This window comes from Streptomyces qaidamensis (assembly GCF_001611795.1).
In the GTDB taxonomy this organism is placed as follows: domain Bacteria; phylum Actinomycetota; class Actinomycetes; order Streptomycetales; family Streptomycetaceae; genus Streptomyces; species Streptomyces qaidamensis.
Map to the genome: position 1 here is coordinate 2,562,975 of NZ_CP015098.1, position 17,143 is coordinate 2,580,117.

The 17,143-nt window shown below is 72.5% G+C and carries 15 protein-coding genes; 9 read left to right on the plus strand and 6 right to left on the minus strand.

What is annotated here, in order from left to right:
* Nucleotides 1-6: 6 nt before the first annotated feature.
* Together cobT and A4E84_RS43705 are read left to right on the plus strand one after the other, a co-directional pair.
* Nucleotides 7-1,125 carry a nicotinate-nucleotide--dimethylbenzimidazole phosphoribosyltransferase gene (cobT, locus tag A4E84_RS11230; protein ID WP_062926423.1) on the plus strand — a complete coding sequence of 373 codons (1,119 nt, stop codon included), beginning with the start codon at nucleotides 7-9 and terminating at the stop codon, nucleotides 1,123-1,125.
* Nucleotides 1,126-1,259: 134 nt separating this feature from the next.
* Nucleotides 1,260-1,958 carry a hypothetical protein gene (locus A4E84_RS43705; protein ID WP_062926424.1) on the plus strand — a complete coding sequence of 233 codons (699 nt, stop codon included), beginning with the start codon at nucleotides 1,260-1,262 and terminating at the stop codon, nucleotides 1,956-1,958.
* Here the strand turns inward: A4E84_RS43705 and A4E84_RS11240 are convergent.
* Complete coding sequence (locus A4E84_RS11240; RefSeq protein WP_062926425.1) at nucleotides 1,898-2,662, minus strand: hypothetical protein; 765 nt, start codon at nucleotides 2,660-2,662, stop codon at nucleotides 1,898-1,900. The genes A4E84_RS43705 and A4E84_RS11240 overlap by 61 nt on opposite strands.
* A 60-nt stretch (nucleotides 2,663-2,722) precedes the next feature.
* On the opposite strand from A4E84_RS11240, the gene A4E84_RS11245 reads away from it, so the two are divergent.
* A complete protein-coding gene (locus A4E84_RS11245; protein WP_062926426.1) occupies nucleotides 2,723-3,505 on the plus strand; it encodes an adenosylcobinamide-GDP ribazoletransferase in 783 nt (260 codons plus the stop codon).
* Nucleotides 3,506-3,587: 82 nt separating this feature from the next.
* On the plus strand, nucleotides 3,588-4,199 hold the full coding sequence (locus tag A4E84_RS11250) for an RDD family protein (protein ID WP_062926427.1): 612 nt from the start codon (nucleotides 3,588-3,590) through the stop codon (nucleotides 4,197-4,199).
* Here A4E84_RS11250 and A4E84_RS11255 read toward each other — a convergent pair.
* From A4E84_RS11255 to A4E84_RS11275, 5 genes are all read right to left on the minus strand, one after another.
* Nucleotides 4,159-4,983 (minus strand): endo alpha-1,4 polygalactosaminidase, encoded by an 825-nt coding sequence (locus A4E84_RS11255; protein ID WP_418082195.1) that lies wholly within the window; start codon nucleotides 4,981-4,983, stop codon nucleotides 4,159-4,161. The genes A4E84_RS11250 and A4E84_RS11255 overlap by 41 nt on opposite strands.
* Nucleotides 4,935-5,594 carry a spherulation-specific family 4 protein gene (locus A4E84_RS11260; protein WP_062926429.1) on the minus strand — a complete coding sequence of 220 codons (660 nt, stop codon included), beginning with the start codon at nucleotides 5,592-5,594 and terminating at the stop codon, nucleotides 4,935-4,937. Before A4E84_RS11260 ends, A4E84_RS11255 begins: the two co-directional genes overlap by 49 nt.
* The gene (locus A4E84_RS11265) at nucleotides 5,591-7,099 is read right to left on the minus strand and encodes a hypothetical protein (protein WP_062926430.1); all 1,509 of its coding nucleotides are present in this window, start codon (nucleotides 7,097-7,099) and stop codon (nucleotides 5,591-5,593) included. The genes A4E84_RS11260 and A4E84_RS11265 overlap by 4 nt, the downstream gene beginning before the upstream one ends.
* Nucleotides 7,096-8,619 carry a GT4 family glycosyltransferase PelF gene (gene pelF, locus A4E84_RS11270; protein WP_062926431.1) on the minus strand — a complete coding sequence of 508 codons (1,524 nt, stop codon included), beginning with the start codon at nucleotides 8,617-8,619 and terminating at the stop codon, nucleotides 7,096-7,098. The genes A4E84_RS11265 and pelF overlap by 4 nt, the downstream gene beginning before the upstream one ends.
* Nucleotides 8,620-8,733: 114 nt before the next feature.
* Complete coding sequence (locus tag A4E84_RS11275) at nucleotides 8,734-10,767, minus strand: hypothetical protein (RefSeq protein WP_062926432.1); 2,034 nt, start codon at nucleotides 10,765-10,767, stop codon at nucleotides 8,734-8,736.
* A gap of 56 nt (nucleotides 10,768-10,823) precedes the next feature.
* On the opposite strand from A4E84_RS11275, the gene A4E84_RS45210 reads away from it, so the two are divergent.
* From A4E84_RS45210 to A4E84_RS11295, 5 genes are all read left to right on the plus strand, one after another.
* Entirely contained in the window at nucleotides 10,824-10,949 is a 126-nt protein-coding gene (locus tag A4E84_RS45210; RefSeq protein WP_257784335.1) for a hypothetical protein, read from the plus strand.
* A gap of 163 nt (nucleotides 10,950-11,112) precedes the next feature.
* Nucleotides 11,113-12,639: a leucyl aminopeptidase gene (locus A4E84_RS11280; protein WP_062926433.1), complete on the plus strand. Its 1,527-nt coding sequence runs from the start codon at nucleotides 11,113-11,115 to the stop codon at nucleotides 12,637-12,639.
* A 291-nt stretch (nucleotides 12,640-12,930) separates the two neighbouring features.
* Entirely contained in the window at nucleotides 12,931-14,319 is a 1,389-nt protein-coding gene (gene lpdA / locus A4E84_RS11285; RefSeq protein ID WP_062926434.1) for a dihydrolipoyl dehydrogenase, read from the plus strand.
* 63 nt (nucleotides 14,320-14,382) lie between these two features.
* Nucleotides 14,383-16,197, plus strand: a complete 1,815-nt coding sequence (sucB, locus tag A4E84_RS11290; protein WP_062926435.1) for a 2-oxoglutarate dehydrogenase, E2 component, dihydrolipoamide succinyltransferase — start codon at nucleotides 14,383-14,385, stop codon at nucleotides 16,195-16,197.
* Nucleotides 16,198-16,455: 258 nt separating this feature from the next.
* Nucleotides 16,456-17,079 (plus strand): GntR family transcriptional regulator, encoded by a 624-nt coding sequence (locus tag A4E84_RS11295; RefSeq protein ID WP_033312601.1) that lies wholly within the window; start codon nucleotides 16,456-16,458, stop codon nucleotides 17,077-17,079.
* The last annotated feature ends 64 nt before the right edge of the window (nucleotides 17,080-17,143 follow it).

Here is a 17,143-nt window from a genome sequence, read left to right on the forward strand (position 1 = left end):
CGGCGAATGAGCTCGCTTAATCTCGACGACTTCACCGATCTGATCGAGCGTCCGGACGGCGGGATCCGCCGTGACGCCGAGGCGCGCCGGGAGCGACAGATCGTGCCGCCCGGATCGCTGGGCCGCCTCGACGAACTGGGTGAGTGGCTGGCGGCGGCGCAGTCGGCCGTGCCGGTGCGGCCGGTCGAACGGCCGCGGGTGGTGCTCTTCGCCGGTGACCACGGCATCGCCGAGCTCGGCGTCTCGGCCCGTCCGGCGGGCGGCGCCGGGGAGTTGGTGCGCGAGGTGCTGGAGGGCGGCCGGCCCGTGTCGGTGCTGGCCCGGCGGCTGGGCGTGCCGGTGCGGATCGTCGACATGGCCCTGGACTGCGACCCCGAGACGCTGCCCGAGGACGTCGTACGGCACCGGGTGCGGCGCGGCAGCGGGCGGATCGACATCGAGGACGCGCTGACCCCGGAGGAGGCCGAGGCGGCGTTCCGGGCGGGGATCGCGGTGGCCGACGAGGAGGCCGACTCGGGCACGGACCTCGTGGTGCTCGGCGATGTGAGCGTCGGCGGGACCACGGCCGCGAGCGTGCTGGTCGCGGCGTTGTGCGGGGTCGACGCGTCGGTCGTCACCGGGCGCGGCGGGCTGGCCATCGACGACCTGGCGTGGATGCGCAAGTGCGCGGCGATCCGCGACGCGCTGCGCCGGGCCCGGCCGGTGCTCGGGGACCAGTTGCAGCTGCTGGCGGCGGTGGGCGGGGCCGACCTCGCCGCGATGACGGGCTTCCTGCTGCAGAGCGCCGTGCGCAAGCTGCCGGTGGTGCTCGACGGGGTCGTGACGGCCGCGTGCGCGCTGGTCGGGCAGCGGATCGCGTTCCGGGCGCCGGACTGGTGGCTGGCCGCGCACGACAGCGGGGAACCCGGGCAGGCGAAGGCGCTGGACCGGATGGCCCTGGAGCCGCTGCTGGCCCACGGGGTGACCGTCGGGGAGGGTGCGGGTGGCCTGCTGGCGCTGCCGCTCGTGCAGGCCTCGGCCGCGCTGGCGGCGGAGCTGCCCGAGAAGCCGAAGGAGTCCGAGGAGCCGGCCGAGCCGGAGGCGGCGGAGTCGGCGGAGTCGGCGGAGTCGCCCACCGGGCAGTAGCACCCCCGAGATCCAGGTCACTCACGCCTGGCTCAACTTCGTCCCGTTCCGGTCGGTCTTGCACCGTGGTGTCGGTTTGACTGAGTCGCAGACACCCTCAGCCACCGCCGCGCACGGACGAGGACGACCGCCGGATGACCACGCTCGCCCGCTGGGCCCGTGCCGAATGGGGGCGGCTGTACGCCGCGGTGCGCGGGCCGCTGGCCGAGCGGCGGTGGCGGGCCGTGCCGTTGGCCGTCACGGCCGTGTGCCTCACGGCCGTGCTGCACCTCGTGCACAGCCAGGCGTGGGGCTATCAGTTCGTGCAGGACGTCGGCGGGGTGCGGGCCGTGGACCCGTTGTGGCTGTCCCTGCTGCGGACACCGCTGTCGCTCTTCGTGCCCGCTCTGGACCTGCCTGTCTGGGGCGCGCTCGTGCAGATCCTGCTGGTGTTCGGCATCGCCGAGCTGTGCCTGGGCCGGTGGCGGACGCCGGCCGTCGCCTACGTGGCGACGCTCGCGGGCACGCTGTACGCACGCCTGGGCATCTGGCTGGGCCCGCACTCCCCGCTCGGCCTGCCCGCCTCGGACGCCTGGGTCGTGGACACCGGGCCGTCGGCGGCGGTGGTGGGGCTGGCCGTCTTTCTCGGGTGGCGCTACCGCGCGTACGTCACGGCCTCGGTGGTGATCGCGGCGATGGTGGTCGAGGTGGCGCTGAAGGAGAATCTCGCGGGCAAGGAGCACCTCGCCGCGATCATGGCGGTGCTGGTGCTGTGCGGGGTCGGCGAGTTGCGTCAGCGGCGCTCCAGGGACCGGGCCGGCTCGGAGTCGGGCGCACCGCCGATCCAGTCCTGAAAAGCGCGCCGGGGGCCCGCCCAGCGGCGGTCGTGGTGGTAGGCCCGCAGACCGGCTTTCGCACGGGCGCGGGGGCGGTTCCGGTAGAACCGCTTGGCCCACAGGGAGGTGGGGCGGGCCAGCCGTACGGCGCCGATCAGGGCGATGAGGGGGATGATCAAGCCCAGGACGGCGATCCGGACCTTGCCCTTGAACAGGGCGATGAGGGCGAACGCGAAGTTGACGAGGACGTTGGCAAGGACGACGGCGCGGTTCTGCTGCTGGTCCTCGTCGAGGTCGTTGACGCCCAGCGGCGAGAAGCCGATCAGGAGCAGACCGACGAGGGAGGCGGTGAGGACGACCATCTCCACGCTCTTGCGGCCGTCCGGGGTCCAGTAGACGTCGGCGAGGTGCAGGACCAGGGCGAACTCGTCGAGGACGAGGCCCGCGCCGATGCCGAAGATCACCGCGGCCAGCGCCGAGCCGAAGCCGTACTGGCCGCCGGCGACCGCGCCGAAGCCGCCGATGATCGTCAGGATGACGCCGGGAACCACGTGGTGGACGTGGACACCGCCGCTGCCGCTGATATTGCGGAAGGGGCCCTTGCCGGCCCGGATGAGACGGGTGATGCCCCGGGTGATCACGAAGGTGAGGACGAAGGAGACGAGAGCGAGAAGCAACGGCAGCTTGCCGGGTTCCATGATGTTCCGCTCGAACCATCCCATACGCGAACTTTATCCTCGGCCGCAGTTCCCGCTCTCCTGACCGGCCGGTAGCCTGCGCCGGTGCCCGCAATCCCGCCCCTCGACGGTCTCCGCTTCGCCTTCGGCACCCTCACGGTGATCCCGGTCCGGGTGACGCGGTGGGACCGGGAGGCCGCCCGCGGCGGCATGCTGTGCGCTCCGCTGGCCGGGCTGGCGGTCGGCGCCGCCGCCGCCGGGCTCGGGCTGGTGCTCCTGTTCCTCGGCGCGGGTGCGCCGCTGGCCGCCGTGGCGACCGTCGCCGTCCCGGCCGTTCTGACCCGGGGGCTGCATCTCGACGGGCTCGCGGACACCGCCGACGGGCTGGGCAGCGGGAAGCCCGCCGAGGACGCCCTGCGGATCATGAAGCAGTCGGACATCGGGCCCTTCGGGGTGATCGCCCTCGTCCTCACCCTGCTCGCGCAGGTCGCCGCGCTCGCCCAGGCGTACGACGCCTCCTGGGCCCGGGGCGCGTGCGCCGCCGTCGTCTCGGCGACCCTCGCCCGGCTGGCCCTGACCCTGGCGGCCCGGGCGGGAGTGCCTGCGGCGCGGCCGGAGGGGCTGGGGGCGGCCGTCGCGGGGGTGGTGCCGCTGCGGGGGGCGGTGCTCGCCGCCGTGGCCGTCGCGGGGGCCGTGGCGGCGGCCGGTGTCTTCTTCGGGCCGTACGGCCCGGTACGCACCGTGCTCGCGGTCGCCCTCGCCCTGGCCGCCGCCGAGGCGCTGCTGCGCCACTGCACGCGCCGCTTCGGCGGGGTCACGGGGGATGTTTTCGGCGGCCTGGCGGAGACGGCGGCGACCACGGCGCTCATCGTTCTGTCACTGGGCTGAAACGATCTTCCCGTCCCTCTCCTGCACGGGCCGCTCAGCCGCTAGCTTCCTGCCCCGACACACAAGTGATCGGGGGACGTTCATGCCGAAGCTGCGCCGAGCCACGGCCTGGCTGGTCGATTTCACGCTGGTGGTGGCGCTGGCTTCGGCGCTCGCCGTGCTCACCTTCCACCGGGTCTCCGCACTCGTCACCGACGTGCCCGAGCTGGCCACCCGTGGCGGTTTCGACCTGCTGACCTCGCGCGGCGACGTGCTCGACGCCTCCCAGGACCTGGGGCTCTCGCTGTGGGACAAGTCGGTGCTGTACGTCGAGCAGGCCTTCGGGCTGCTGGTGCTGACGGTGTTCCTCTACCAGTGGGCGTGCCTCGCCCTGGCCGGGCGCACGATCGGCAAGGCCCTGGCCGGGCTCAGGGTCACACCGAACCTCCCGCCCCGGGTCAGGGCGGCGCGGCGGGCCGCGGTCACCACCGCCGCGGACGTCGCCGTGTACGCCGTGGCCTGTGTGCTGCTGGTCGAGGGGCAGATCGTGCTGTCGGTCCTGGTGTGGGCGGTCGCGGTGGTGCTGTTCCTGATCAACGCGCTGCCGGTCCTCTCCCCCGGCCGCCGGTCCCTCGCCGACCGCGTCGCGGGCACGGCGGTCACCGGCATCGGGTTCAGCAGGCCCGTCGCCATGCCCCCAGTTCGTACTTCTTGAGCAGAGAACTGAGCTTCAGGCGGCGGGAGTCGGCGCAGAAGCGGCCGGTGGGGACCTCGTACTCGACGTGGAAGACGGCCTTGCCGGCCTCGACGAACGGCTTGAGGGCCGCACACTCGCCGTACTGGGCGCACTGCTCGTTGACCGCGAAGTCGAAGTCCCCGACCAGTTCCGGGATCTGGTCCAGATCGTTCTTCAGACCGACGGCCAGGCCCCGGTCGTGGGCGAGCCGGGCGATGAGGCGGTTGTAGCGGAGCTGGTCGGTGGCCGTGAGCGGGAAGCCGGTGTCGTTGCGGTAGCCGTCCATGTTGTCCGGCTCCACCGCGTCGAAGCCCTTGTCGCGGCACATGTCGATCCGGGCCGCCATGAGCGGTTCCAGGACGTCGGTGCGGCGGATGTCGAGCCAGCGCTCGCCCTTCCAGCCGTTGCCGCGCCCGAGCACGGCCTTCGGGAACTTCCCGGCGTCCGGGCGGAACTCCTCCCAGGCGCCGGTGGAGAGGTAGCAGATGACCTTGCGGTCCTCGCGGTGCAGCCGGGCGACCGTGTCCTCGGAGTGGTCGAAACCGTCGATGTCGTAGACCGGCACGTCGACGGAGGTGTCCAGGCGTCCGCTCAGCTGCCACTGCCATGCGGTGCCGGGGCGGGGCTGCCAGCGGGGGCCGGGCTTGTCGTCGGGCTCCTGGGTGCAGCCCGCCAGCAGGAGGACCAGCAGGGCGACGAGCGGGAACGGGCGTCTCACGAGGTGTTCTCCGGCCTGTGCAGGGTGTACGGGAGCGTGCCCCATGGATGATCTCCGGCGCCGGGCACCGCACAGTGCACCGCCGCGCCCCGCGCCCGGGCCAGGCCCTCCGGGTCGGCGTCGGGCGGCACGTCGTAGACGAGGTGGCACAGCCGTACGTCCGTGCCGCCGGGCCGGGGCTGCGGGGGCAGGGCGCGGTACGCGGCCCAGGGGCCCTCGAAGGTGACGAGGACGTCGGCGATGCGGGCGTAGCAGGGGTGCGGTGCCGTGCCGTGGTTGAGGACGAGGGTGGCGCAGCCGACCCCCCAGGCCGCGACCGCCAGCTTCTGGTAGTGCTCGAACTCCTCGGGCCCGGACGGCACCTGGTCGAGGAAGGCGCCGTCGGTGCCGTACCAGTCGCGGTGCCGGGTGAGGTCGCGGACGACGTCGGTGGCGGCGCGGCGGCCGTAGTCGGTGTCGGCGTATCCGAGGACCCTGACGCCCTCGGCCCGCAGCCGGGCGGCGACCTCGGTGAAGGCCGGGTCGGGGCGGTCGCCGGGGCCGCTGGCCGGGTTGAGGACGACCCCGTACAGGCGGGGCGCCGCCGCGACGATCGCGTCCCATTCGGCGGGGCGGACGGAGGGGTGCTCGTAGTACGGGACCAGGAGAGTACTCATCGGTGGGCGGTTGCCCTCCCCAGCAGATGGCACACCAGGGCGGCCTGGACGGCGGCCGCCGTGCCGTACACGACCGCTCCGGCCACGTGCGGATCACCGGTGCGGGTGACGAGGAGCAGGGTCTGGACGAGGGCCGCGGCGCAGCACACCGCCGTGGCGCCGGTCACCGCGCCGAACGACTGGAGCAGCAGGCCCGTCCACAGGACCACGCCCAGCAGGAGCAGCCCGGCCGGGCGGACACCGCCCGGTACCGGGGCGTGCGGCCACAGGGCGGAGGCCGCGAGGCTCAGCGCCAGGAGGACGGCGAGGTAGGCGGCCAGGCACCGCACGACCGTCCGGACCGCGGTCCGCCGGAAGTCCCGGGCGGTACTGCTGGAGCGCAGACCGGCGAGGCTGCCGCTGCGGAAGCGGTACAGCAGCCACTCGGCGGGCCCCATGCTGAGGGTGAGCGCCACGGCGGCGGGCGCGGCGACCGCTCCGGCCGACTCGCCGGCCAGGACGTCCCCGAGCGCCGCGTACAGCACGAGCACACCGGTGGCGAGCCCGAACAGGGCGTACGGCAGGGAGCCCGTGAGCCGGGGTCCGGCGGGGCGGCGGTGGGCGGGGAGGGTACCGAACGCGCCGAACGGGAGCAGGGCGACGAGGCCTGCCGTCCAGCCGTGCTCGTCCTTGAGGGCGGGCGCCACCTCGCGCAGTCCGAGCACGGCGACCGCCGCCAGCGAGCCCAGCAGCAGGGCCAGGCCCGCGGTCTCGGGCAGCGGGTCGGCGAGGGACAGGACCGCGCCCGTCGCCATCGGTGCGAGGGCCAGGAGCAGGAGCCGCTCACGGCCCATCACCAGCAGGACGGTCGCCGCGGCCAGGTAGCAGGACTGCCCGGCGGCGAAGGCGACCACCGCCGGAGCGGCGCCGCCGGCGAACGACACGGCGACCAGGGAACCGAGCAGCGCGCCCGCCGGGGCGCCGAGCAGCAGGGCGCGCCGGGCGGCCGGCCGGTCGCCGAGCCCCAGCCACGCGTACGCCCGGTGGGCGAGCCCCTGGTTCCAGGTCCAGCCGCACAGGGCGCCCGCCAGCAACGGGACCGTGCCCGCGGGGAGTCCGTGGTCGTCCGGGCCGGTGAACAGGGGCGCGCCGAGGACGTAGGCGAGTCCGGGCAGGGCGAAGACGACGCCGCGCAGCAGGCAGCCGAGGAGGCCGGTCCGCCAGGGGTCGGGGACGGGGCCGTCGGGCTCGGGGTAGCGGCGTTCGACGCGTTCGTAGAGGGTCTCGGCGAGCGCGAAGGAGTTCTTCACGCCGTACCGCTCGCGTATCTGGTCGTCGGAGAGGCCGTCGGACTCCAGCAGGGCGGCTATCTCGTCGGGGTGGACGGCCGCGGCTATGAACTCCTCCAGCCGACCCGCGAGTTCGTCGACCGGGTCGGGCCGGGCCCAGCTGGGGGTGCGCTGCCGGGGGATCCCGGGGAGGGTGTCCGGGCGGGAGCCCGGGGGCAGCCAGACGCTTCCGCTCACCAGCCGGCCCCGTCCGTCGCGACGGCGGCGTACCAGGGGTCGCGCAGTTCCAGAGTCCAGTCGGCGACGGTCTCCAGGGTCGGCTCGTACACCTCGTCCTCGCCCGCGAGTTCCTTGTAGATGGTGCGGAAGGCGTCCACCGAGCGACGCAGCGTGAACCGGTCGATGACGCGCTGACGGGACAACTCACCCAGTTCGAGACGCCGTTGATCGTCCTTGAGCAGGGTCAGCGCGGCGGCGGCCATCTTCTCCGGCTCACGCGGCGGGACCACCAGGCCCGTGTCACCGACGGCCTCACGCACCCCGCCGACGTCCGTGGACACCGTCGTACGGCCGCAGGACATGGCCTCGATGATGGAGAACGGGAAGCCCTCGGAGATCGACGACAGCATGACGAGGTGCCCGGCCGCGTAGGCGCGCCAGACCTCGGTGATGCGGCCCTCGAAGGTCAGGCCGTCGGTGACGCCCAGTTCGGCGGCGAGCTTCTCCAGGCGGGTGCGGTAGGCCTCGCCGCCGGGCGGGACCGGGCCGAAGAGCCTCAGCCGGGCCGCCGGGATCTCGGCGCGCACCATGGCGTAGGCGCGGATCAGGGTCTCCAAATCCTTGATGGGGTCGATCCGGCCGCACCAGGACAGGGTCGGGACCTCGGGCTCGGGGCCCGCGTGCGGGAAGGCGGCCGGGTCGACGCCGTTGTAGACCGTGCGGATCTTGCCGGCGTCGGCGCCGCCGCGCTCCTCCCAGCGGCGGTTGTACTGGTTGCAGGGGGTGATCAGGTCGGCGGCCCGGTAGCCGTAGGAGTTCAGCTCGCGGTAGAAACCCAGCATGAAGGCCTTCACGGGCCAGCGCTGGGCGCCCTGGCGGTAGCCGAGGTAGCGCTCGCGCAGGTAGATGCCGTGCTCGGTGAGCAGGAACGGCACGCCGTCCAGGTGGCGGGCGGCGAGCGCGGGCAGGGTCGCGAGGCCGCTGCTGACGGCGTGCGCGACGGAGTCCTCGGGGATGCGGACACCCAGCGGGCGCAGGGCGTGTTCCAGCAGGTCGGTCGCGGTCAGCGCGTCGTGCACGGTGGGGCGGGCGGCGGCCGTCGGCAGATGCGGCATCGTCCATATCCACATCAGGGACCGCAGCGCCGACTCGGTGCGCAGCGCCGCCGGCAGCAGTCCGTCCCGGGCGAGTTCGGCGAGTTCGTCCAGGGATTCGCCGAAGTCGGCGTGCGAGCCGGGGTCCAGGAAGGAGAGCAGGAAACGCTCGTAGCTCTCGGTGAAGCGGCGGCGGGCCCTGCCGTACGGGGGTCTCGTGCGGCCGGGGCGGGGCCCCCAGGTGGGGACGGAGGTGTGCGCGCAGACGTTGGGCGGCAGCTCCCAGGTGACGGGTTCTCTGCCGTTGCCGGTGATCGAGACGATGTGGAAGTCGACCTCGGGCATGCCCTTGACGAGCTGGTCGCACCAGGTGCTGACGCCGCCGTGGACGTGCGGGTAGGTGCCTTCCGTGAGCATGGTGACATGACGGCCTGTTCGCCTCATGCGGTGTTTCCCCCTGTGGTGCGGATGGTGGGCGGGGAACTGCTGGCCCGGATGCCGGGTGCGACTTCGTCCGGGCTGGTCGCGCAGTTCCCCGCGCCCCTTCGGGCGCTCCCTCTAGGGCAGTTTCAGTGTCAGAGCCGACTGGAGTGCTGCCGGGGTCGTCCAGGCCGAGCGGGCTCCGGCGTACGGGGTGCCGAACGCGGAGGTGCCCAGCACGAGTTGCTTCTTCGTGCCCTCCGGAGCGGTCACCGGGATCTGCGTCCCGGACGGGGCGGTGACCGTGACGGTGCCGCCGATCCGGTACGCCGTCACGCGGTTGTCCGTCAGGGCCGTCTGCCAGGCGGCGCGGCGCTGGACCTCGGTGCCGATCGCGCTGTGCCGGGGGTTCTCCAGCGGGGTGTTGTCGGCGAACAGGGCCCGGTAGTCGGCGAGCACCTTCTCCATGACCGGGTAGAGCAACCGGTCCTCGGCGAGATTGGACTGGTGCGCGTAGTGCGGCCGGGGGTCGCCCGCGAGGGCGTGCCCGAGGGCGGTGCGGGCCTCCTGCGGGACGATGTGCTCGGCGTAACCCGTGGCCGGGTCGAGCGGCTCGTCGAGACACGTCGACGTCGGGTTGTCCTCGCAGACGCCGCTGCCGCCGTCGCCGCGCGCGGTGTAGACCCAGTTGTACTCGTCGGCCATCTCGGCCGCCGTGCCCACGTTGTAGTACACGTTCATCGGGTGGCGCGGGACGGTCAGGGCGTTGCCGACCGCCCGCTGTCCGGGCTCGCGCGAGTTGTCCGAGGCGATCCATTTGACGCCGGTGTCGGCGAGGGCGCCGGCCAGATGGGGGTTGTCGTCCGGCTGCTGCGGCAGGGTCTTCAGGCCCGAGTGCTCACCGGTGACCAGCTCGGTGCGGTCGACGGGCAGGCCTTTGTTCACGGCCCAGTTGTGGTTGTCGCGGATCTGCGCGGCGATCTCGGCGCGGCTCATGTACTTCGTCGAGCCGTCGGCGTTCTTCGCGCAGCTCCACGGCACGCTGGACGTGTCCTGCACGCAGCCGAGGAACGGGTGCGTGTAGGTGTGGTTGACCCAGCGGTACTGCGCCTTGTCGGCGAGCAGCCGGGTGGTGAGGGCGTCGGTGCCGCCGTGCTCGGCCTTCCACTCCTCGCCGGAGCCGGCGTTGAAGACCATGTCCATGGTGAAGCCGTGCTCGCGCTGCCACCGGGCGGCGTAGGCGGCGTCGTCCGCGGTCATACGGATCGGCGTGGTGCCCTCGCCGTCGCCGCCCGCGCAGTCGAAGTCGCCCGGGGTGCAGTTGCGTTCGGTGTCCCAGCGGCTGTCCGGGGCGAACACGTCGTCGACGTGCACCGCGAAGGAGTTGCGGGTCCGGCCCAGGTGCACGCCCTGGGTGAGCCACTCGACGATGCCGCGGGCCAGCAACCGGAACTGCTGCTGGTTGTTGTTGTAGGCGAAGGTCACCACCAGTTCGCGGCGGCCGTCGTGGGCGTACTCGCCGACGAGGCTGCCGCGGCCGGTGCCGCCGGGCACGGGGATGTCGACGTAGCTGGTGAAGCCGGTGCGGGGCCGGGCGGCGTAGCCGTAACTCTCCTGCACGGCCGGGGCGCCGTCCTCGAAGCGGAACGCGCCGTCGAGATAGCCGAACGAGCCGGCCTTCCCGGCCGCGGTGACGGATGCCTCGCGGCCGTCAAGAGTGCCTGCCCAGCCACCCTCGCTGGTGTAGTCGAGGCCTACCCCCGGGTGCGCCCACGTGTAGGCGTCGACCTGCGGGATGCCGTACGTCCGTTCGTAGGTCTCCAGGGCGGTCTGCTCGGCCGAGTCCGCGCCGAAGGGGGCCTCGTTGGGCAGGACGACGCCCTGGTACTTGGCGCGGGGCCGGCCGTTCACGGTGTCGCTGAGGAACGCGGCCGTGATCCTCGGCCGGCCGGAGTCGTTCAGGTCGAGGGTCGTGTACGGGATGCCCGTGCTCCTGAGCTGGGCGGTGACGGCCTTCACGGGGCTGTCGCCGTTGTCCACCACCAGCACCTTCAGATCGATGCGTGGTGCCTCCGCGGCCGCCGCCCCGGGCGCTGTCGCCCCCGCCGTGATCATGCCTGCCGCCGTCATCGCGGCGGCCGTTCTTCTCCATCCGCGCGCACGCTGCGCCATGGTTCCTCCCCCAGAAGATCCCAGGAATCCTCTTGCGTTCGAACAGAGGAGGACCCGTGGAAATCATGCAAAGCGGTGAGCAGGGCGCTCACCTGATCGCGACGAGTGTGACTCAGTTCACCGACATGGAGGATCAAGAAATGGCCACTACGCCACCGACAGGTGAACGCCCGCAGGAATGAGCGAACGGGGCCACGCGCGTAGTCTCGTCGTCGAGTGTTCGCCGCACCGGGGAGGCCCCGTGAACCACAGACCCTGAGGTCGGAATAGGGTCGGCTGTCGGGCCCGGTCGACCCACACCGTTCGACCACAGCAACTTCACATCGGAAGCGAGATTTCACCACCGTGACTGCTCTCACTCTCAGCACCGCCGCGGCGCCCGGCCTGCGGGCCGACGCGATCGTGATCGGTGTCGCCAAGGGTGCCAAGGGGCCGGTCGTCGCACCGGGCGCCGAGGCCGTGGACAAGGCGTACGACGGCAGGCTGGCCGGCGTTCTGGAGACGCTCGGCGCCTCCGGCGGCGAGGGCGAGGTGACGAAGCTGCCGGCGCCGTCCGGCTTCAAGGCACCGCTCGTCCTGGCGGTCGGCCTGGGCCCGGTCCCGGAGAAGGACGCCGAGTACGGCACCGAGGCCCTGCGCAGGGCCGCCGGTGTCGCCGCCCGCGCCCTGGCCGGGTCCAAGAAGGCCGCCTTCGCGCTGCCGCTGGGCGACGCCGCCGACGCCGGCGCGATCGGGGAGGGCGCGCTGCTCGGCGCGTACTCCTTCGACGCCTACAAGGACAACGGCAAGGACCCCAGGGCGAAGAACGGCAAGGCTCCCCTCGCCGAGGTCGCCCTGCTCGGCGGCAAGCCCCGCGACAAGGCGTACAAGGCCGCGGTCGAACGTGCCGTCGCCGTGTCCGAGGAGCTCAACCGCGCCCGCGACCTGGTCAACACCCCGCCGAACGACCTGAACCCCGAGTCGTTCGCCGCGATCGCCCAGGCCGCGGCCAAGGAGCACGGCATCAAGGTGCAGGTGCTCGACGAGAAGGCCCTGGTCAAGGGCGGATACGGCGGCATCCTCGGCGTCGGGGCCGGCTCGGCGGCGGGACCGCGCCTGGTGAAGCTGTCCTACACCTCCTCGAAGGCGAAGAAGCACCTCGCCCTCGTCGGCAAGGGCATCACCTACGACTCGGGCGGCATCTCGCTGAAGCCGGCCGGTCACAACGAGACGATGAAGTGCGACATGAGCGGCGCCGCCTCGGTGTTCGCCGCGGTCGTCGCCGCCGCGCGTCTCGGCCTGGAGGTCAACGTCACCGGCTGGCTCGCCCTGGCCGAGAACATGCCCTCCGGTTCGGCGACCCGTCCGGGTGATGTGCTGCGGATGTACAGCGGCAAGACGGTGGAGGTGCTCAACACCGACGCCGAGGGCCGGCTGGTGCTCGCGGACGCGCTGTGGGCGGCGTCGCAGGAGAAGCCGGACGCGATCGTGGACGTGGCGACGCTGACCGGGGCGATGGTGCTGGCGCTGGGCAACCGGACGTTCGGGATCATGGGCAACGACGACGCGTTCCGCGCCGCGCTGTGCGAGGCCGCCGAGGAGGTCGGGGAGCCGGCGTGGCCGATGCCGCTGCCGGAGCACCTGCGCAAGGGCATGGACTCGCCCACGGCCGACATCGCGAACATGGGTGAGCGGATGGGCGGCGGCCTGGTCGCCGGTCTCTTCCTGCGCGAGTTCGTGGGCGAGGGCATCACCTGGGCGCACCTGGACATCGCCGGCCCGGCCTTCAACGAGGGCGGGCCGTTCGGGTACACGCCGAAGGGTGGCACGGGGACGGCCGTGCGGACCCTGGTGCGGCTGGCCGAGCTGACCGCCGCGGGTGACCTCGGCTGAGTCCGCCTCCTGGCTCGATCTCGCCGGTTGGGTGGCGAGTGCGGGGGCGTGGGGGTTGTTCGCGCAGTTCCCCGCGCCCCTTCGGGACACCCGCCCCTTCGGGGACGTGGCTCATCTGAACGTGGGGCGTCTCACACAGCAGCCCGGCGTCTCTTTGTGTGTCGACAAGTGCGAAGATGGGGCTCGGCAGGACAGGGCCCCACCGAAGGGCCGAAGAACGAGCGGCCGGACACCAGCCGCCTGCCGGTCTCTGACGACCGGCTCACGGCGCACATGCATGGAGGACGTGACGTGGCGAACGACGCCAGCACCGTTTTCGACCTAGTGATCCTCGGCGGTGGCAGCGGTGGTTACGCCGCGGCCCTGCGCGGGGCGCAGCTGGGCCTGGACGTCGCCCTGATCGAGAAGGACAAGGTCGGCGGCACCTGCCTGCACCGGGGCTGCATCCCCACCAAGGCCCTGCTGCACGCGGGCGAGATCGCCGACCAGGCCCGCGAGAGCGAGCAGTTCGGTGTGAAGGCCTCCTTCGAGGGCATCGACATCGCCGGGGTCCACAAGTACAAGGACGGCGTGGTCGCGGGCCTGTACAAGGGCCTGCAGGGGCTCGTCGCCTCCCGGAAGGTGACGTACATCGAGGGTGAGGGACGGCTGTCCTCCCCCACGTCCGTCGACGTGAACGGCCGCCGCGTCGAGGGCCGCCACATCCTGCTCGCGACCGGCTCCGTGCCGAAGTCGCTGCCCGGCCTGGACATCGACGGCAACCGGATCATCTCCTCCGACCACGCCCTCGTCCTGGACCGCGTGCCGAAGTCCGCGATCATCCTCGGCGGCGGTGTCATCGGCGTCGAGTTCGCCTCCGCGTGGAAGTCCTTCGGCACCGAGGTCACGATCGTCGAGGGCCTGAAGCACCTCGTCCCGGTCGAGGACGAGAACTCCTCCAAGCTCCTGGAGCGCGCGTTCCGCAAGCGCGGCATCAAGTTCAACCTGGGCACCTTCTTCCAGAAGGCCGAGTACACCCAGGACGGCGTCAAGGTCACCCTCGCCGACGGCAAGGAGTTCGAGGCCGAGGTCCTGCTGGTCGCCATCGGCCGCGGCCCGGTCTCCCAGGGCCTGGGCTACGAGGAGCAGGGCGTCGCGATGGACCGCGGCTACGTCCTGGTCGACGAGTACATGCGCACGAACGTGCCGACCATCTCCGCCGTCGGTGACCTCGTCCCGACCCTCCAGCTCGCGCACGTCGGCTTCGCCGAGGGCATCCTGGTGGCGGAGCGCCTGGCCGGTCTGAAGACCGTTCCGATCGACTACGACGGTGTCCCGCGGGTGACGTACTGCCACCCGGAGGTCGCCTCCGTGGGTATCACCGAGGCCAAGGCCAAGGAGATCTACGGCGCGGACAAGGTCGTCGCTCTGAAGTACAACCTCGCGGGCAACGGCAGGAGCAAGATCCTGAACACCGCGGGCGAGATCAAGCTCGTCCAGGTCAAGGACGGTGCCGTCGTCGGCGTCCACATGGTCGGCGACCGCATGGGCGAGCAGGTCGGCGAAGCCCAGCTGATCTACAACTGGGAGGCGCTGCCCGCCGAGGTCGCGCAGCTCATCCACGCCCACCCGACCCAGAGCGAGGCGCTCGGCGAGGCCCACCTGGCCCTGGCCGGCAAGCCCCTCCACGCGCACGACTGACCCCTCGGTCGACGAACGCGACGACACAGACTTCCGCACTTTCCGTAAGGAGCAACCGAAACCATGGCGGTTTCCGTAACCCTTCCGGCGCTCGGCGAGAGCGTCACCGAGGGCACTGTCACCCGCTGGCTGAAGGCCGAGGGCGAGCGCGTCGAGGCCGACGAGCCGCTGCTCGAGGTGTCGACCGACAAGGTCGACACCGAGATTCCTTCGCCCGCCGCCGGTGTCCTGGCCTCCATCAAGGTCGCCGAAGACGAGACGGTCGAGGTCGGCGCAGAGCTGGCCCTGATCGACGACGGCAGCGGCGCGCCCGCCGCCGCCCCGGCCCCCGCCGCGGAGCAGGTCGCCGAGCCGGCCCCCGAGCCGGCTCCGGCCGCCCCGTCCACCGAGCAGGCCGCCCCGGCGCCCGCTCCCACCGCCGACGCCGCCGCCGGCGGCGGCTCCGCCGAGGGCACGGACGTCGTCCTGCCCGCGCTCGGCGAGTCCGTCACCGAGGGCACCGTCACCCGCTGGCTGAAGTCGGTCGGTGACAGCGTCGAGGCCGACGAGCCGCTGCTGGAGGTGTCGACGGACAAGGTCGACACCGAGATCCCCGCCCCCACCTCCGGCACGCTGCTGGAGATCGTGGTCGGCGAGGACGAGACGGCCGAGGTCGGCGCCAAGCTCGCCGTCATCGGCGAGGCGGGCGCCGCTCCGGCCGCCGCCCCCGCGCAGGAGGCCCCGGCGCAGCCCGAGCCCGCCCAGGCCCCGGCCGCCCCGGCGCAGCCCGAGCCCGCCCAGGCTCCGGCGCCGCAGCAGGCCGCTCCGGCCCCGCAGGCCCCGTCGGCCCCGGCCCCGCAGCAGCAGGTCACCCCGGCTCCCGAGCCGGCCCCGGCCGCTCCTGCTCCCGCCCCGGCTCCGGCCCAGGCCCCGGCCGCTCCGGCCGCCGCCAAGCCGGCCGACGACGGCGCCTACGTCACCCCGCTGGTGCGCAAGCTCGCCGCCGAGAACGGCGTCGACCTGGCCGGCGTCAAGGGCACCGGCGTCGGCGGCCGGATCCGCAAGCAGGACGTCATCGCCGCCGCCGAGGCCGCGAAGGCCGCCACCGCCGCCCCGGCTCCGGCCGCGGCCGCCGCTCCGGCGGCCGGCAAGAAGGCCCCGGCACTGGAGGCCTCCCCGCTGCGTGGCCAGACCATCAAGATGCCGCGGATCCGCAAGGTCATCGGCGACAACATGGTCAAGGCCCTGCACGAGCAGGCCCAGCTGTCCTCGGTCGTCGAGGTCGACGTCACGCGTCTGATGAAGCTGCGCGCCCGTGCCAAGGACGCGTTCGCGTCGCGTGAGGGCGTCAAGCTCTCCCCGATGCCGTTCTTCGTCAAGGCCGCGGCCCAGGCGCTGAAGGCGCACGCGCCGGTCAACGCCAAGATCAACGAGGCCGAGGGGACCATCACCTACTTCGACACCGAGAACATCGGTATCGCGGTGGACTCCGAGAAGGGCCTGATGACCCCGGTCATCAAGAACGCCGGTGACCTCAACCTCGCCGGTATCGCCAAGGCCACGGCCGACCTGGCGGGCAAGGTCCGCGCCAACAAGATCACCCCGGACGAGCTGTCCGGCGCGACCTTCACCATCTCCAACACCGGGTCGCGCGGCGCGCTCTTCGACACGATCATCGTGCCGCCGGGCCAGGTCGCGATCCTCGGCATCGGCGCGACGGTCAAGCGCCCGGCCGTCATCGAGACGGAGGAGGGCACGGTCATCGGCGTCCGCGACATGACGTACCTGACCCTGTCCTACGACCACCGCCTGGTGGACGGCGCCGACGCGGCCCGTTACCTGACGGCGGTCAAGGCCATCCTGGAGGCAGGCGAGTTCGAGGTCGAGCTCGGCCTCTGACCTCCATCGCCGGTACGGCTGCACGGTGCCCCCGCTCGGATCATCTCCGAGCGGGGGCACTTTGCTTGGGGGCACGGGGCTGTATCGATGTGCGGCTCCGCCGCGTGGGCGCGAGCGGCCACACAACAGTCAGCCGAACGACAAGCCACACCCCCCGTGTAAGTCTCGTCTCACCTGCACCAAGACACCCCCACCCGCCCCGCCCGCGGAGCGAACCGGCCGTATTGTCTAAACGTCAATCCCGCGTAAGGAGCCCTCATGACCGCGCCCGTCATCCACTCGCTCCGCGAGCAGATCCGCGAGCACATCCTGGAGGGGATCATCAGCGGACGCTGGCAGCCGGGCGAGCGGATCGTCGAGCGCCGGATCGCCACCGAGCTGGAGGTCAGCCAGACCCCGGTCCGCGAGGCCCTGCGCGAGCTGGAGTCGCTGCGCCTGATCGAGTCCGCTCCGAACAAGGGCGTGCGCGTCCGCAACCTCACGGCCGCCGACCTGGAGGAGAGCTACCCGGTCCGGGCCGGTCTGGAGGCCATCGCCGCCGAGCTGGCCGCCCAGGGCCTCGCGGAGGACTGCTCGGCCCTGGAGCCCCACGTCAGCGCCCTGTACGAGGCCGACCGCGTCTCCGACGGCACGGCCCAGGTCCGCCACACCGTCGCCTTCCACCGCGAACTCGTGCGCGCCGCGGGCAACTCCGTCCTGCTGCACACCTGGGAAGGCCTCGGCATCGAGGTGTTCACGGCCCTGTCGATCCGCTGGCTGGGCACCCAGCAGCAGTCGTACGCGGAGGAGCACGAGGAGCTCGTCGCCGCGTTCAAGCGCCGCGACCCCCGTATCGCCGAGCTCGTGAAGGCCCACGTGCTGGGCTGCGCGCCCCGGGCGTGACACCCGAGCACACCCTCGCTCAAACGCCTCCGACCTGCGAAAACCGCTCAAAGGCCAGTCACCG

Bases quoted from the DNA above. Each gene is read 5' to 3' on its own strand.
- pelF (WP_062926431.1), bottom strand. From the start codon at position 8,619: ATGAGGCGAACAGGCCGTCATGTCACCATGCTCACGGAAGGCACCTAC.
- A4E84_RS11260 (WP_062926429.1), bottom strand. From the start codon at position 5,594: ATGAGTACTCTCCTGGTCCCGTACTACGAGCACCCCTCCGTCCGCCCC.
- A4E84_RS11295 (WP_033312601.1), top strand. From the start codon at position 16,456: ATGACCGCGCCCGTCATCCACTCGCTCCGCGAGCAGATCCGCGAGCAC.
- A4E84_RS11250 (WP_062926427.1), top strand. From the start codon at position 3,588: ATGCCGAAGCTGCGCCGAGCCACGGCCTGGCTGGTCGATTTCACGCTG.
- A4E84_RS43705 (WP_062926424.1), top strand. From the start codon at position 1,260: ATGACCACGCTCGCCCGCTGGGCCCGTGCCGAATGGGGGCGGCTGTAC.
- sucB (WP_062926435.1), top strand. From the start codon at position 14,383: ATGGCGGTTTCCGTAACCCTTCCGGCGCTCGGCGAGAGCGTCACCGAG.
- A4E84_RS11240 (WP_062926425.1), bottom strand. From the start codon at position 2,662: ATGGGATGGTTCGAGCGGAACATCATGGAACCCGGCAAGCTGCCGTTG.
- A4E84_RS11255 (WP_418082195.1), bottom strand. From the start codon at position 4,983: ATGGGGCACGCTCCCGTACACCCTGCACAGGCCGGAGAACACCTCGTG.
- cobT (WP_062926423.1), top strand. From the start codon at position 7: ATGAGCTCGCTTAATCTCGACGACTTCACCGATCTGATCGAGCGTCCG.
- A4E84_RS11275 (WP_062926432.1), bottom strand. From the start codon at position 10,767: ATGGCGCAGCGTGCGCGCGGATGGAGAAGAACGGCCGCCGCGATGACG.